The organism is Limnohabitans sp. TS-CS-82, from assembly GCF_002943475.1.
Genome location: NZ_PTQX01000005.1, coordinates 153262 through 171635 on the forward strand (window position 1 = coordinate 153262; position 18374 = coordinate 171635).

At 58.6% G+C, this 18374-nt stretch carries 1 protein-coding gene (running past one end of the window); it reads right to left on the reverse strand.

The annotated features are described in order from the left end of the window. On the reverse strand, nt 1–18374 hold the 3' portion of the coding sequence (locus tag C5F52_RS12620) for a glycine-rich domain-containing protein (protein WP_104798714.1). 43483 nt of this gene lie beyond the right edge of the window; only the last 18374 of its 61857 coding nucleotides appear in the window; the start codon falls outside the window, past its right edge — the gene reads right to left on this strand; the stop codon is at nt 1–3.

Genomic DNA, 18374 nt, shown 5'->3' on the forward strand with positions numbered 1-18374 from the left:
TTAACCTTGATCTTTGCCCTCCAAATTCTCTAAAACACTTGACTCTGAGGCTCCAGCGCTGTCAGAGGCAGGCTGAGCAAGTTCAACCCCAAAACCCACCCACTGCGACAAATCGCCCTCAGGCAACAACCAGCGCACACCGGAGGTAGGTTGCTCCAATGCGCTGTCGGAAGGCGCGACGGGTGCCGTGTCCGATGGGCTGACAGGCGTTTGGGCCGCTGGCAAGGTATTGGCCGCATCAGCCTGAGTGGGCGTCTCACGAGCCAGTGGCGTCGACTTTCGCGTCGATTCCGAACTTGAATTCGCCTCAGAAGGTGACGTTCGAACAATCCAACTCGTCAACGTTTCCTTGTCGTTCACTGCAGGTTGCTGTCCCTGCTGCGAAGCGGCCATGGCCAACTCAAGGAACTGCGCGGTCGACTGAGGGCTAGCCATGACGCTGGCCGAGTTGGAACTCGTCGCGTGCGTCATCACCTCACCCAGTTGGACACGCGCCTTCGTCACCAACACCTCGGCTTTGGCGCTCGACGCTTGCTCACCACTTTGTGCCGTCGTGTTGGCCGTCCAGCTCTTGGCCAAGCTTTGGTTCATCTGCGCCAAAGGCGATAGCTGAGCAACAGGGGACCAACCACTCTTGAGTGCTTCGGCGACCATCGTGATCGCGCGTGCGCCATTTGGATTGATAGGCGGCATCCAAGTCACCCCCGTCATTCGCACCACGTTGTGACTGCTAGCCACAACTTGGCCTAGCTCAGTGATGTTGCCCGCACCACCCATTAGCCCCACCCAACCATCCGACTCTGAAGTAATCCCGGCCACAGAAACGGTCAAGCCGTTCTGCCCCGCAATCACCACATCACCGCTGGTGGAGTTGCGTGCGCTCACGCTGGCATCAGCCGTCAATGCCTTCACCAGCACACGCTCAAAGCCAAACCCACCGATGCCGTTCACCGCTTCAAGTCGCAACTCGCCTGTGAATGAAACGGGCGCCGCATGCTCAAGCGCTGTCGCCTTGATGGCGTGGTCCGACTTGAGCAAGGCAGATTGGGCCAGCAGCGTTGTGCCAGACGCCAGCAAGTCACCGGTCGCGACGATCGCAATGGCGTCGGTTTTAGATTCGAAAATCGACCCAGAGGCCAATGCCAACGACCCAGCGTGCATCACCGACACCTTGCCCTCAGCCACCACATGTGCATTCACGGGGCCCGTTGAAGACAAAGTGACGTTCACATCGCCCTGGGCGCTGCGCAAGTCCATCTGATTTGCCGTCAGCGACACATTCAAATCCGTCACCGCATGAACCACCACACGCTGCGCTTGAGCCACAACCAGACCACCGAAGTCGTTAGCGCTGTCCAGCGTGATGACTTGGCCTGCTGCCGTGAACTGGCTGTTGCCACTCACAGTCAGCACGCCGCTGTCCGTCACTGCACCTGCAGCTGTCACGCTCAGGCTAGCCACATTCAATGCGCCCATGTCCAAAGCGTTGACGTCATTCAGGATTGCGCTCGTCGCCGTCAGACTGACTGCGCCACCAAAGTCGTTGGCGTTGTCCAGCGTGATCGCTTGGCCTGCTGCGGTGAACTGGCTGTTGCCGCTCACAGTCAACACGCCACTGTCCGTCACTGAACCTGCCGCTGCCACGCTGAGGTTGCCCACATTCACGGTGCCCAGATCCAATGCATTCACATCGTTCAGGCTCGCACTAGACGCTGTCAAACTGATCGCACCACCGAAGTCGTTGGCGCTGTTCAACGTGATGGTTTGGCCTGCTGCCGTGAACTGGCTGTCGCCGGTCACGTTCAACGCGACAACTTGGCTGATGGCTCCGGTACTGGTCACAGTGAGCGAACCGCCCACCGTGGTGTTGCCCAACACCGTCGCCCCGGTGCTGCTGATCTGCATATGGCGCACCGCACCCAAGACCCATGAGCCATCGGTGCTGGTCGTGTTCAACTGCAGATCCCGCTGCGCATTCAGGCTCACATGGGTCGCGTTCAGCACGTTGACGGCATCCAAACGCAAATCTTGGGTGGCACTGATGTGTGCGGTGCCCGAGATACGCGTTTGAACATCCAGCAGGACAGACTCTGAACCTGTGATTTCTAGGAACACATCGCCATCGGTCGCTTTCGCCACAATCCGCTCGGCGTTCACTTTCAAAGAGGCACCGGCCGCACCCACGCCAGCATCGGCAGAAATGTCCAAAGTGCCCACGTTCATATTCACCGCAACCGCACTCGCTGCAGGCATGGACAAACTTTGTGCATCCAGCGTCAAGGCGTCGAGGTTGAGATTCAAATTGGCGAAACCTGGGGCCTCACTCAGGACCAAATCAACCCCCACCACCGACAAACTACCCTTTTGTGCGGCGGTCTCTGGGGCTTGCAAGTCAAGTGTTGTCACGCCAGACCAAGCCATCGCATCGTTCTGACCTGCAAACAAGCCCGATAAGAAGCTGACCGAGGTATTGCTCGAGGTGACTTTCAGTGCGCCCTTGTGGCCCGCAGTGTCCGCCTCGAAACGAATGCCGTTGAGGAACTCGACCTCCTGCGTCCCGTTGATGATCAGCTGACCGCCGTTAAGCAGCACCACTTCACCTGAGAACACCACCTTGCCAGTCGCGTTGATGGTGATGTCGCCATCCACATACACGCGCTCGCCAAAAGTCACATTCATCGCGTCGCTGACGGTGATACCTTCCACGTCAGACAGGGCATCGACTTGCAACTTGAAGCCTGAAGCCACCCCGGCCAAGTCGCCCAAACTGGAACGCGCAGCGGTCAGCACATCACCGACTTCGTAACCCCCGCCAACCGACACCAAAGTCACTTGCGTCACCACACCACCTGCGACGGTGATGTTGGCGGTTGCCCCAGAGCCTTTACCGCCTAGCAGCACCACTTCGTTGTAAACACCGTCGGCATACGACTGGCCACCACTGACGATGGTCGTGCTGTGGCTGTAACCGATACCGCCACCCACGCGACCGTCAATCGCGATATTGCCTTCGTAAGCAGACAACACCCACACATCTGCATCGCCCGTGCCGCCGTTCACACGGCCGGTCACATGGAAATCACCCGCCATGTCGACTGCCGCGTCACCCATGGACAACGTGACCGTGCCATCAAAGCGAATCGCATCGTTGATCAAGGCCCCTTCACTCAATGACAGCAAAGTGCCGTCCGAGAACACCGTGGTGTTGCCGGGACCAAAAATTTGCAGCGTCTTGCCCTTGACAGTGCCAGCCACCTCAACACGACCGCCTGTGCCTTGCGACTGAATCACCAAAGGCACCGAGACGGCTAGGGTTGACGCACCGCCCCCCATGGAAATCGGGTTCGCGCTGCCCGAGGAGCCGATGACCAGCGCTGGAATACCCACCAACTTGCTCGGATCCAGCGACAAGCCACCGCCCTTTCCACCCAAGGAAATGGCAACCCCAGCTTCTGGCGTTACCTGCAAGCCTGAACCAGGTGAAGCGAATGCGGTCAAGTCCACAGCGCCGCCGCCTTCGGGGATCGCGATCTTGACGGATTGAATCACTTGCGCCAACACCTTGCCGGCGGCATCTTTGGACAGCACGTTTTGCACCGCCAAGTTGCTGTCGGCAGCACCATCCACGCCGTATTGTTTGAGTCCAGCCAACGTGATGCTTTCGCTCACATTGAGCTGGATGTGGCCGGCATCCATCACGCGCAAATCTCCCTCGACGACCAGGCGTTTGGCATCCACCACCAACTTGGTGTGACCCAAGTCAATCACGGCATCGCCCTGCGGCTTGATCACGATGGTGTCACCCACCAGGTGAACAGTGCCCAAGGTCTCGTCCCAGACGATCTTCTCGATGCCCGACACCACTTGTCCATTACTCAAAGTCACCACGTTCTTGGTGCTCGATTTATCCAAGGGCTTGAAGTTGAGCGTCAAGGTGTCATCACGCAACTCAGTGGTCGTATTGGTGGCGTTTGACACATCCTTGAGCTGCAACACACGCGCCAAGCCATCGGCTGCCACGGTATTGCCCAGGTTCAAGACAATCTCATCGGACCCTTCCGACGCACGCACCACCAACGGCGTGTCCGACAGACGCACCACGGTGAGTTCATCCGACAACAAGCCCAAACGCACCTCGTCCAGCGGACTGCGGTTCAAGCGCAAGGCGTTACCGCCTGAGGCCAAAATCTCGAAGTTGCCCGCGTTATAGGAGGCTTTCAGCGCCACTGGCTTTTGCACGACCAAGGGCACTTCATGCACCGTGGTGTTGATGCCGTCGCTGAGTGTCACCACCAGCGGGCCTTGCACACCGGCCTGACCCGGCACGAACTGCAAGTTACCCACTTCGGCGAGGAAGCTCGACAGTTTGGCCACCGTGCCCGTGAGCTTGACGCCCGAGGTCGTCGCAGCAACCGCCACACCCCAGCGTGTTGCATCCGCACCCGACACACCGAAACCGCCCTGCGTCACATCAAACTGCACCGACACCACAGGCGTGCTGTCGCCCGCCACAGAAGTCTTGAGCAAGTCAGCGTCGTAAAGCGAAGCCAGCGGGAAGGTCAACGGCGTCATCTCATTGCCAGCCACCATCAACACCTCTGGCAGACGCAAGTTGGTTGCAGCGGTGACAGACGTTGGCGCAAAACGCAAGATCGCATTGTTCTTGGACAAGGCCGTGATCACACCCGTCTTACCGTCGATCGAAGCGCCTACCCAATTGCTATCGGCCGTCACCCCCATCTCGCCGCGCCCTGCCGAGCGCACCCAGCGCTTACCCAAGTCGCCCGACACCCAGACGCCACCGTTGGCGCCCGAACCTGTGGCGACCAGGGCTGTGCCGTCATCGCTGATGGCCACGCGGGTGTCTTGACCCATCGTGCCGGCGGCCTGCCACGTCCAAGCCGCTTGCGTGGTGTCGGCATAGAAAATCTTGCCGTCCACGGTCGATGCCACCCAACGCTTGCCGCTGGCGTCCATGTCCACAGAGAACCAATCGCCGTTGCTCAAGGCACTGCGCGTGACATCCGTCCAAGTGATGCCACTCAGGCCTTGACCCGCCGTGATCACACCTTGGAAAATCGCGCCGGCTGCAGCCCCGTTGGCCGCCTTGCCTGTCGCCACCAGCACAGTTTTGCCGTCGTCGCTGAGCACTAAGTCGTTCCAGTTACGGCTTGGCAGCTTGGCTGTCGTCCAGGTTCTGCCGTCTGTCGCCAGTTCACGTAACGAACCCACGGTATCGCGCGTATCCCAAATCGTGAAGCCCAAGAAGTTCTTGTAGCTGTAACGCTCACTGCCCGCACGGTCCGCCAACATCACACGGCCGTCATCGGTGACCAAGACATCGGTGTAGTCGTCTGCAGGGGCTTGAACCATCGACCAAGTGCTGCCCGCATCGCGTGAAATTGCCAACACGCCTGCGTTAGACAAGGCGGCAATCATTCGGCCATTTGGCGACATCGACACATGGTCAAAGCCTTGGCCCACTGGCAACGCACTGTCCAAACGCACGCCGGCTATTTGCATCGCCGTCGCATCCTTGGCCGAGCGCAACTCGGTAAAGACCATCTTGTAGTACTGGAAGCTTTGGGTGTTTGCAAAGCTGGACGTTTTGATCTCACCGCGAGCGGTCGTCAAACCCGTCGCGCCATTGGCCACTTGGGTCCAAGCCGTGCTGCCCCATGTCAACGGCGTGTTCGAACCGTACAACACGAACTGGGTTGGATCGCGCTCGGACTTGTCGTTCGCGCTGGTGAAGTCAATGCTTGTCACCACCTGCGACGCTTGCAACGCCGTCATCAAACCGCTACCGGCTTTGGAGGCATTGACATACTTGGTGCTGGCATTGCCATCCAGAGCCGCAGAAGCGTTTTGTTCAAACGCCACCATGCCAGGCGAGGCCACGTCCGACAAGCCGGTGACCAAGCCCAGTTCAGCCAACTGCACTGCGTTGGTCACAGCGTTGTTGCTACTGAGCGCATTGCCCAACTTCACGTCGCTCACCTGCATGCCATTGGCCGTGTTCGCGTTGCGCAAGTCGGTCAGCACCAACTTGTAGAACTTGAAGCTTTGCGTGTTCTCGAAGCTCACAGTGTTGGTGGCTTTGCGGTCCGTGCTCAGGCCCGTCTGGCCTGTGGCAATTTGCGACCAAGTCGCATCAGCCCATGCCAAATCACTGTTTGAACCCAACAACACATAACGCATCGGGTCGCGTTCAGACGCATCGTTGGCCGTGGTCAAGGTCAGCGACTGCACGATGGATGCGCTTGACAAGGTCACGAGTAAGCCGGCATCCACCTTGTTGCTGTTGAGATATTTGCTGCCCGTGCTGCCGTCGATCGCTTTTTCCACGCTCTCCGCATTTTTGGTGATTGCGGCAGGCGAAGCCACGGCCTTGACCATAACCGGACGTAACTCGGTGAACACCAACTTGTAGTACTTGAAGCTGCTGGCATTGTCAAAACTCACGTTGCTGGTTGCCAAGCGTGTTTCCGTCAAATTCGTGGCGCCGTCGGCCACTTTTTTCCAGCTCGTGTCATCCCAATCCAGCGCTTCGTTGGCACCGTACAAGGCATAACGCGTTGGATCACGCTCAGGCGCATCTGCACCCGAAGTGAATTGCAAACCGCGCAGAACCTCTGTGTTGTGCAACGAGAACGTTAAGCCTGGATTCACAGTGCTGCTGTTCACATACACCGTGTCGCTCGCGCCATCAAACAAATTAACGGTGCCTTGCGTGATCAACACATTCCCCGTTGATGCCGTGGAGCTTTGCACCTCTGGGCGGTTTGCCAGCGACTGCGCCGATGTCCATGTGCCGCCTTGGTCACGCGACACATAAATACCCATCTGTGTGCTGTCCACATTGGACACGGCCACCATCACATCGCCGCGCACAGCCAAATCTGCCCAGCCCTGGTTGCTGCCCGACTCTGGGGTGAACGCATCCACGGCGGTCAAAGTGGCTGTGGCTTGGTTCAACAAGCCCGCTTGCATCACGGTCACGGTGAGGGTACGCGTCACGTCCTCGGAAGCGAAGGTGTACGACACCTTGTCAGGGTTGGTGAAGAACGTGTTCAAGTTCGCCACCGAGCCGCTGAAAATCCGCGCATTGTCCGGCCCAGACACCGTGATGCCATCGCTGGCCAGCACGTCGTAAGAGAACACCCCATCCGCTGCCGACAAGGTCACCGCCATCGGCACCGATGCGTCACCCATGAAGGGGGTGCCTGAGAACACCAAACGTGACTTCGCATCACGCGCCACGTTGAAGTTCGCAGGAATAGACACCGCAGGCGCGCCCACAGCGGGGCCAATCACGCGCAGAATTTCATCGGGAATGAAGCCCGAGAAGTCCAAGTCTGTGGGCTCTGCACCCGACTCCACCAAAGTGTTGTTGCCCAAACCACCGATGAACACATAACGGTCAGCGCCGTCGTTACCCACCAAACGGTTCAAGCCGGCCAGCGCGTACAAGGTGTCGTCGCCAGCACCACCGGTCAACTGGTTAGAACCGGCACCTGCGAACAAGGTGTCGCTCCCCAAGCCACCGAAGAGTTTGTCGTCACCCTCACCAGTGATGAAAGTCACGGACGAGGCACTCGTGGCCAACGCTTTGAGGGTGTTGTTGCCCAACAAGTCAAACACACGGCCGCCGCCCTTGCCCAGCATCACCGTGTCGTTGCCATCGCCGCCACGCACGTCAAGATAGACGTTGTTCAGCACACGCGAGGCGTCCAAGGTGTCGTTGCCCTCACCCATGTCGACCACCACTTGCGTCACACCAGTGAAGTGCTTCAAGAAGCCCGCAAATTCGACATCCACCACCCCAGCGGCTGAGCCGCTCAAGATGACGCTCTCCGCCACGTCCTCGGTGGTCAGGAAGAGACGATCGCTGGCACGGCTACCCATGTTCAGGGTCAGCACACCGGTTGCGCTGTCTAAGCGGCCCAACTCGGGAATCACCGTGGGCGCAGACAAATTCAACGCTGGTAACTTGATCTCAAACAGCGTGAATTTGGCTTCAAAGCCCAACGCCTTGCCGTAAATGAAAGGCTTGAGCGACCCCTGCAAGCTCAAATCAAACAAGTTGAAAGGACCGCCTGGCAAACCCGTGCTTTGCTGCGTGAAGGGAATCACACCCGGATACAACATCATCGCGGCCACTTCGGACAAGCGGACCTTGCCGTCGCCCACGTAGTTGACGCTGGTCACCTGACCGTTGGCATCGCGTGCAATCGTGCCCGTCTTGATGTCGTTCATGTCCGCCGTGATCTTGAGCGAAATGGATCCGCCCACACCTGCCGACGCAACACCCACACTGATACCGCCCTTCAAGCCCGCTTCCAGCGTCAAGCCAAACTCGGGCTTCTCGAGGCCACCTGTGCCAGCCACGAATTTGTTGTCCTTCAAGGTGGGCAAAGTCCAGTCGTTGACATAAAAACCGTCAATCACCGACAAGGGATTGCCATTGGACATGGCCTTCTGAATGCCAAATGTGTCAAAGCCAAAGGACAAGTCCACAAAGGCAGACGCCCGACCCAAAGCCCCAATCTCAAGACTCAACCACGCCAGAGGGGGCAGAGGCACGGGAATATTCGCCAAGATCTGGTCAAACTTGAAATCAAACTGCATCAACGGCAGCTCATAAGTGAACAAGGTCGCACTGCCACCACTGAAGATCTTGGCCCAGTTGCCAATGTCCGTCAGGTAAGGCATGAACTGCAAGCCCGAGCGGCTGGTCTGACTGACAGACCCGCCTGAGGCTTCTGAAGTCATGCCGGCAATCGCGTTCAGCAAGTCGTTGTTGCTTTGGTTGTCTTTGGTACTGGCCGAGGATGCTTCGCCTTTGACAAAGCTCACGTTGTCGGTCCCCAAACCATAGATGCTGCCTATGGCCATGCCGGAGCCAAAAGAAAGCAAGCTCTTCACGGCGTCAGGCATATCTAGCGCAAACTTCACCGCGTCTAGGAACGACCAATCGATGCGCTGCAGACCCAAGCTAGGCTGAGCCTTGCGGGTCAACTCGTTCACCGTGTCGATGAATCCACGCAAGGTGTTATCGCTTGGCAAGTCCAAGGCTTCGCGCGCCGGATCAAGCAAGACACCCAAGTCCGGCATCGGTGCGGTCAACGCATCCACCACATCGCGGAATGGCGCAGCCACGTTGGACACGGCATTGGCAATCGGCAGCAAGAAGTCGGCAACCGCAGACTTCATGTCCAGCGTGATGTTCTCGATGGAAATCTCTGGGAACTGCAAAGCAGCATCGCCCAGCTTCCAACCCCAATCCACCACCAAGTCGCTCTTCAAGCTAGGCATACCCACCGCGCTGAGCGTGACACCCAAGTCAAGGTTGGCCTGAACACCAAAGTCCGCCTTGAAGGCCGTTTGCGGGCTTGACAGCACTTGGTCCAGCGTCAGCTGACCTGCAGTGTTGCCCTTCAAGTCGATGGTCAGTTCTCCGCGCAGCCCACTGCCTTGGAAACCTTCCTCAGCACTGATGTCGTGGTCAATGACTGCGGCTTCGAAGAACAAAATTTTGCCGCGTCCTTCAAAGGCCGTCACCGAATCCGCATCTTTCGGATCGCCATCCAAGAAGGCTTCCACATTCATGCGCAACTCAGCTGTACTGGCCTCAGCGCCCATGTTGGTGCCCAAGAAGAAGCCCTTAGAAGCCGACAAGCCAAAGCCAAAGTCGTACGCCCAATTGGCGGCCAAGGAGAAGCCGCCGTCGATGTCCAGCTCAAAGCCAGGCACGTCAAAGTTCAGCGGAATATCCAGCCCTGTGCCCAAGATGCGGCCACCCAAGTTCATGTCAAAGCGGATCGAGTCCACACCGCCGGTTGGCAAAGGGCGACCCGGTTGCCAAGTGGCCACCAGCTTGCCCGTGGTGCCATAGAAGCCCACTGACACATCGTTCGCCGTGATGCCAGCCACACCGTCTTGCTCTTGCAAAATGCCCAAGCTGTTGAAGACCTTGAACAATTCTTCACGTATCAGCTCCACCGGCTTGCCTTCGCCCGACAGCTTGGTGCGCAGGTCTTGCAACAAGCCCGCACGCAAGTTGGCAATCAATTCGCCCGTGCTGGCCAGACCCGTGCCGATGAACGGCAAGTCCACCGCTACGCTGCTTTGGAACAGGTCTTGCACGGCACCCAAGCCCATGTCCACGCCGTCCAACACATTGGTGGGGTCGTACAGCAACTGCATCAGGGTGTTCTGGCCGGCTGAGGCCAAATCAAAGTCGGGCAGCTTCACCACCAATGCGTCAGGCGCATCGGCGGGCGCAGTGCCTGCCAACTCGCTGACCAAAGCCGTAAGGCCCTTGCCACCGAGTTCAGGATTGGTGGCAACTTGCAGCAGGCCAATCTTCACTTCTTTGCCAAAAATCTTGGCAGCCAAAGGCATCTTGATGTCCAACGCACCAATCGCCTCAATCACGGGTTTGCCATTCACCCACGTGACCGTCAAAGCGGCCGGCGCTTCCGCCACAGCTTTGCCATCGACCGGTGCAGACACCTGGCCGTCAGCGTCCATGGCGATCAAACCGTCCTTGACGCCCATCTCCAAAGGTCCCACCTTGAAGTTCAGGTTGACGTCCTGCGCCACCATGCGGGCCGTCAGCGCCAAGCGCGTACCCTTCTCTGTCACGTCGTTGTAGTCCTCGATGGCAATGCCCGCCGCTTGGCCCTTCTTGGGCAGAGTCAAGCCCAAGCGCAATTGCACATCCGCACCGACGGCCAAGGCCACCGTGCCGCTGCCCGACGCATCGAGGAACTCGCCAAAACCATCCGGCAGGTTGACACCGGCCAGCGAAGCCAAGGATGCCAAGTCCAAATTCAGACCAAACTGGTTGGTGTAGTCCACCTCCAAATTGACGTCCAAGAACAACTTGCCCGTGAGGGTGTCGATACTGAAGTCCAGCAGGTCTTCAGGCAGGCCCAAAGCCTTCTCAATGGCCAGCTCAGCCGCATCTAAGCCACCGACAGGCTCGTCCATGATGGCTTGCAAATTGCCCAACCAGGTGTCGCCCAGCACCATCAACTCTGACAAAGAGCTGTTGATGATCGGCAGTTGTGCGGTGTAGAACGGCTGGTCGGCCGCCATTTGGTCGATGGTTTCCAAACCAAAGCGAACCGCTTCGACCATGTCAGCAAAGGTCAAGTTGCTCACATCGAACAAGCCACCCAAATCAGGCAAGACCACGACCACAGCGCCTTGTGGCACGCTGCCGTCTTTGATGGACGCCGCTAAGTCAAACGGCGACGTGCGCACTTCAACTTGGCTCCAGTTCAGCAAATCTTGCACATACAGGCCCAACTCCAAGTCGTCGCCGAGTTCCATGCTGGCGCTGCCCGCCTTGACGGTCAGACCTTTGAGGCTGGCCGACGCGTCGCCTGACACGCCCACCACGATGCTGTTCAAGGCGGCGCTGCTCAGCAGCTCTGACACCTCAAAACGTGTGCCCCCTTCTGCGTTGCGGGTGCGGTCCAAACCAATGGTGGCTTGCGCGTTCAACACAACACCGGAACCGGAACCCGCACCACCGGCTTGCAAGCCCAAGAAGCCCATCTGTGCCGCAACGGTCAGGTCGGTCACCGCCAGAGCAATGCCGGCACTGGCTGACAGGTGGTCGATCGCCAGACCAAAACTGCTACCGCCCAGCTCCAAGATCAGATCGAAACCAGCCTCAATATTCACGCCCACCGAACCGGTGGCCGAGGTGGTCAAGCTGATGGGGCTGTCTGTCCCCAAGCCCAAATTGATCGGCGTCTCCAAAGTCGCCAGCGCACCTTTGAAGCGAACGGGGATGCGCACATCACCACTGGCAACGTCGTAGGTCACTTTTTGGTCACCCAACAAGCCCGACACATTCACGGCATCGATGAACTCGTCCACCGTCTGGATCTGCTCGATCTTCTGGTGCACGCTGTAACTGACGTTTTGCAGGTCTTCTGCAAAGTTGTTGGTCAGGCTGAGGGCCGAGCCATCCGCCGTGACATTCATGATTTGTGAGGTCTGGCTACGTGCTTCGCCCTTGGCGTTCACGCCTTTGAGCGTGACCCAATAACCTGCCATGGCACTGGAGAACTGAGCGGCAGCACCTGTGAGAGATGCAGCGCCCTGTGTCACGGTGAATGCTGAAGCGCTGTTAGGTGTGACCGCCAATGTACCCGTGGCCTTGGCACTGTCGCCCGTGGACGCTTTCCAAGGTTTGATCTCGCGGTTGAAGTTGACCTTGTCAATCACCTGCGTCTGGAACACCGAGGCCACATCGAGCAAATCGCCCACCGACTGCTCGATGAACGGCAAGCCCGACAAGCCGAGGCTGTCGACATCAATGGTCTGCAAGTAGCTCAACATATTGGGCAGCGCAGTGATCAAGTCAGCCACGCTGATTTTGTTGAACTTGACCAATTGGTCCAGGTTTTTCGCCTGTACATCGAACTTGCCCGCCAAGGGACTGGCCGAAATCGTGATCAACGGCGAGGTCGCGGGATCCGATGCCAAATCAATGCCCGCGATGCTGGCGTATATCGGCAACTTCACATCAAAGTAGTTCTTAGCCGCAGGCGCGTTGACGGTGAGTTTGCCGTTCACAAAGCTCAAATCGCCCGCAAGTCGCGCGTCCAAACTAGCGCGCTGCCATGTCTGACCGGCCACACCATTGACGGTGGGGTCATCGACACGGCCAATGCTCAAGCCCAAGGGGCCGAGGTTGGCGTTCAAGATCACATCTTGCGCCGACAAGCTGCCATCAAAGCTGAGTTCGCGCACATCCAACTTGGCAGCAAAGCCCTTGGACCAATCGAGTTTGAAGTCGAAGTCCAGTGCCGCCTCAAAGCTGGCGTCCACCAACATTTGGCCATTGATGCCCACGCCCACATTGCCCAACGCACCTTCGAGGTTGAGCTCAATGTCGTTGAGTTGGGTTTTGATGTCGCCCGTGAAGCCAAAGGCCAAACCGGTCTGCGTCAAATCAAAGCGCAGGCCGGAAGCACCGTTACCCGCTTGCCAGTTGGCCTTGAGGTAGGCCTCCAAACCGCGCAAAGTAGGTACACCCAGCGCGCCAAATTTGGCGCTGTCCTGGTTCAAGTAATTGCCCACATGCGTGCCAATGCTCAGCTCGTCAGCAATCTGAAGCAAGTCGTTCAAAGATTGGCCCACCAAAGGCAACTCTTTGTCGGCCAGCAAATAGGCGCTGGCCTTGTTCATCTCGCTGGCCAAGCCTTTGAGGGCCTCGCCCAAAGCACCACCGATGGACGCATCCAAGTTGGTGATGCCAAAGGTCGTCACATCAGCGGTCGTCGCGAAACGTACCGTCACGTCTTGGTCTCCGACCGTGATCGTTTGGTTCACCGCCTTGCCTGTGCGGTTCATGGCCAAGTTCACATCGCCCATCAAGGCCACGCCTTGCAGGCCAGGAATTGGCAAGCTCAAGGTGGCTTGCAGGTCGAGGGCGTAGCCCTGCCCTGGCAACACCACACCCAGCTGACCGTCCACGATACCAGCGGATTGACCCGCCACATTCACCGTCGCCTTCAAACCTGTCGCGGCCATCAACATCGGGCCCGTGCCCGTTTGTTCAAAGCGAACCGTGGCACTGCCGGCCACCATCGCGGTTGAATCCGCCGCTGCATCCGGCGCACGCAACTCAACCGTCACGGTGCCTTGCGCCTGAATTTGCGTAGTTTTCGCACGGAGTGAGGCGACTTCTTTGCCTTGCAGCATCAGCAGTGTTGCGCCATCGTTGACGCCGTTGCCATCCAAATCGCCTTGGCTGAAGTCCACCACACGGCCCTTCAAGGCACCGGAGGTTGGACCCACGTTGACGTTCAAGGTCATCTGCGAGCCGTTCAAAGTCAGACCTGCCACGCCGTCCAAGCTGGCTTTCGCCGCAGTCGCTTGCAAGCCAATGAAGCTGGCGCCACCACTCGGGTCTTGCAACAAGGCCAAGCCCATGCTGGCGTCTTGCAGGGACACCCCCACAAAGGCGTCGGTGCCTGCACCTTGGCCGAGTTGCACATCTACCCCTTGCGCGGTCAGCAACGTGGTGCGCAGATTGCGGCGGCTGCCGTTGTCCAGCGTCGCACCGCGCAAGCCCAAAGCGGCCAGACCAAAGGTGCCACTGACGCTGACCACATCGCTGATGTTCAAGGTCGCGTCCAAGGCCAAACGCAAGAACTCGGCGGCGTCTGCGCTGAAGTCGAGCTTGGTGGTGCTGGCACCGCCCGTGCGCACTTGCAAGCCACGGTCCACCAAGGTGGTGCCTGTGCCTGTGGTGCCCAAGTCCATCACTTGGGTATTAGCGATGCCGCCTTGGTAACCCATAGCTTGGTTCATCTCGAGTGCCAAATTACGCGCCTCGATGTCCAGCAAATCGTCGGGTAGGCCCAGTTGCGCCGCATTGAGTTTGACCGAATTCACACTGGCCTTCACAGCCATCCAGCTGCGGGTGTCGCCCGGTGCTGGGTCAGCGGGGCGCAACAGCGCCAAAGCCAAGGCCGCGTTCTCGACCGCAATGCCTTGCACCGTGGCCGAGACGTTTGAAGCCCCCAAATAGAAGCCTTTGACGGACTCTGTGCGTCCGCCCACCGTCACGTCAATTTCTTGACGCGACAACACCACCGTGCCTTTGGCCGACAAGGTGTCGCCCAACGCCAAACTCATGGTGCCTTCCACGTCGAACACTTGGCCCTTGAGGTCCAAAGTCACCGCGGTCGATGTCGCGGTGGGTTTGAGGGTGATCGGCGTCTGGCTCCAATCCACCGTGCTGGTGTTGGCTTTGCCCTCGGCCGTATTGCCCAAACCCATGTTGAATTGCAGACCCAAGTTGGTGCCCGACAAAGTCACGCCCATGGCTTGTGTGCCCAGCACGGTCAAGCTGTTGGCCTGCGCCTTGAGCGTGAGCCAGCTGCGTGCGTCAGTGGTGTCAGTCGGCGTGGCCAAGGCCATGCCCAACGACAAACCTTTGAGTTCGAGACCCAAGGCCGAGGCATCGGCACCGGTCGCCACACGGGCGTTGATGTCGGTACCGCCAATCACCATGACGTGGCTTTGCACCGTCTTGGCCACACCGCCCTGCTCTTGCTCGACCACACTGGCATTGGCCTGCAGCCATGAGGCCGCAGCGCCAGTTTTGCTGGCGGCAATGACTGTCAGCGTTGCTTGGTCCTTGCCAGCGAAGCCTTCCGTGAAGCGAATGTCAAAGTCGTCACGCGCTGCCTGCGACAAGAACATGCTGGCCGATTCAGGCAAGCTCACGCTCAACTCAAACGCCCCTGCCACGCCAGCCTTGACGGCAGTGAACTTGATGAACGCGCCTTCCACTTGGGCGGTGGCCAAAGCACCTTCAGCATCGGCCAAGGCCAGCTTCAGTTTTTCAGCCACGTTGTGGGCCACCCAATAACCCGAGACCACGCCGCCACGGCCATTGCCAAAACGCGTGAAGTCTTCTGCGACCAAGGTGTAGATCACATCCTCGTCAGCCACACCCGACAGCACAACTTCATCCCCCACGGCGTAGTCGCCGCTGAGCAACAGCAACTCGCGTTGTGCAAGGTCTGAACCTGCGGCACTGGCGCGCTGCGACAACATGTCCACCGCAGCATTGGTGAAGAGGTTTTTCATCACATTCACGTTGAATGCGAATGCACCTGCTGTACCCACACTGCGAGCGCCCAAGGTGATGATGTCTGCATCGCCATAGGCGTACACCTTGCCACCAGCAGCGCCATTGACCATCGCACGCACATTCGCTGCAATGTTGTTACGTACTTGAGCCGCGAGCTCGTTACCCGTTTTCCCTTTGGTATTGAGTTGCAAGTCTTTGCTGGTGACCGTGTAGGTGAGGTACTTGGTGGCCAAGCCACTCAAAACAATCTTGTCACCCACGGTGTAACTACCTGTGAGCTGAATCGCCTCAGACTGAGCCAGCGATGTAGCTGAGTGTTCAACCGACACGGCCCCATCACTGCCTTGCAAGGCAGTGTTGAGGGCGTCTTGCACGCTTTGCGCACTGGCGTCGCGTGACAAGTTGGCCGTGGTGTAGGTCTTGCCATCCAGCACCAATGCCAATCGATAGCCTGCGGCCTTCGTCGGATCGAGCGCTGGCTGGGTCCTTGAACTGGCTGCAATCGACAGACGTTGCACCTCGTCTGCGGTTTCGTTCAAGGTCAGCACCTTGGTGCTTTGTTCAAAGCTGATCGCGCCATTGAGCGACAAGAAGTCGCCCACTTGCGCCGTCACCTCGCCTTGCACCCGCAGCAGTGGGCCCAAGTCGCCGTCCATCTCAAGGTTAAGTTCACTGTCCAAGCCTGTGCGAACCGCGTAGGCATTGGCAGAGAAGTCAATCACTTGATCAGCAGCATCCGTGCCTGCCGCCAAGTTGTGCACTTGGTTCACCTGCACCTCAAAGTTCGTAGCAGCCAAGGTCAGATCAGGTATGCCCACCACATCCACCGCGCCGGCATTCACCGACAAGGCCAACCAGCGCACGCCGTCCAAACTCTTCTTGGCAGCATTGAGTTGCCCTTCTTGGGCGTAAAACAGCCCCATGCCAAAGTTGACATCGCTGAGCGAGAAGCCCACCGAGTCGGGGTTCAGCAAGTCTTGGTCATCCACCACGCCATCGGCATTGGTGTCCACACGGTAAGCACCGCCCAAACCAGCGAACGCGCTCACATTGGCGGCGCCCACGGTCAAGGCATCCACCTCGACCTGAGTGCCATCGGCCAGCGTCACGCGGTCGCTGCGCTTTTCAAACGCGGCGGTGCCGTCTAAGTAAACGTAGTTGGCCAGCTCAATCGTCACGCCCGCAGAAACGCTGAGCATTTCGTGGTTTGCACCGTCCATGGTCATCAAGTGCGCGCTGTTCGGGCCGGTCAAGACCGAGAAATCAGACGACGCAAAATCAATCACTCGCCCCGTGGATGCGTCAGCCAAGTTGATGCTCACGCCCACGTCGCGCACCGCGATCGTCACGTCTTGCACGCCAACCAAACGGGCAGAAGCCGCACTGGCTTCCAGCGCCACACGCGTGGCTTTAGCCACAGAGGCCACCACAGTGAAGGTGTAAATGCCTTGGCCTTTGGCCACCGCGGTGACCGACTTGCCGTCGCCACTGATCGCCACCGAGCGCCAATCCAGACCGGCTGAGCCAGTCACTTCGCGCCACGTCACACCCGCATCGCTAGACACCTGCAAGATACCGGCACTGCCGCCCGCGCTGGCAACCAAAGTCTTGCCATCGTTAGACACAGCGACCGCCGTCCAATCGGCCTCTGGCAACACCAAAGTCCAGGTCCAGTCGTCATGGGTCGTATCGGCCAAGTAGACCGCACCACCCGACGCTGCCGCCAGCAAGATCCGCCCTGCAGGCACAGCCGTCGTGCCATCTATTGCGGCGACACCTTCGTTGGCATCCACCGCCACCCAGTTGGTGTTGTCTTCGATGTTGCGTGTGATGTCATGCCAATGGGTCGCAGCGGCACCTCGGTCGGTACTCGCTAAATCAACCCAATACAAGCGTCCTGGCATGCCAGACACGCTCACTGCAGCCGAGGCCACCAAGGCTTGGCTTGCGCCATTGAAGGTAGACACAGCGGACCAATTGGCACTGCCAATGTTGCTGTAGGACTGTTGATCGGTCCAAGTGCTGGCTGCACCTTCTGCCAAACGCACGCTGCCACCCAAGCCGACCAGCATGTCGGAACGGGTTTGTTGCAAGCTGCCCTTAGCGGCCGTTTCAGTCGCCACCAGCGTGAACGCGGCATTCTCAGCTTTGGCCTTGAACACAATCAGTGCATCCGAACCACTGACGTCAACTTTGACACCATTGGCAGCTGAAATCGCTTTGCGCAGGTTGGCTGTGATGTTGGCGATGGTCTGCGCTGAGCTGGCTTTGCCGCCTGAGCCGTCGCCCTTGACCGTCAAGTCGTTGGACACCACCTTGTAGACCACATCCACCTCGGCTATGCCTTTGAGCGTGATCGTGTCACCCACGGCGTAAGTACCGTCAAACAACACTGCATCGGTCTGTGCGCGTTTGACACCTGCTTCTTGCGTGCCCGTGATTTGGAGATCTTTGGCATTTTTACCGACACCAATGCCGGCAAAACCTTCGCTGCCTGACTTCGCTGCCAACACCAAGGACGTGCCATTGGCCACCGCTGTCACTTGGCTGCCAGGCATGGCGTTGAACAAATCGCGCAACTTGAGTGTCACATTGGCCAAGGCCTTGTCTGCGCTCGCGGTCGAGTTTCCATCTTTGAGGTCAGCCGCCACCACGCGGTAAAACACAGGGGCATAACCCTGTACTTGGACGGCAATGACGTTACCCGTTTTGACCTGACCCGTGAGGGTCAGAACCGCCA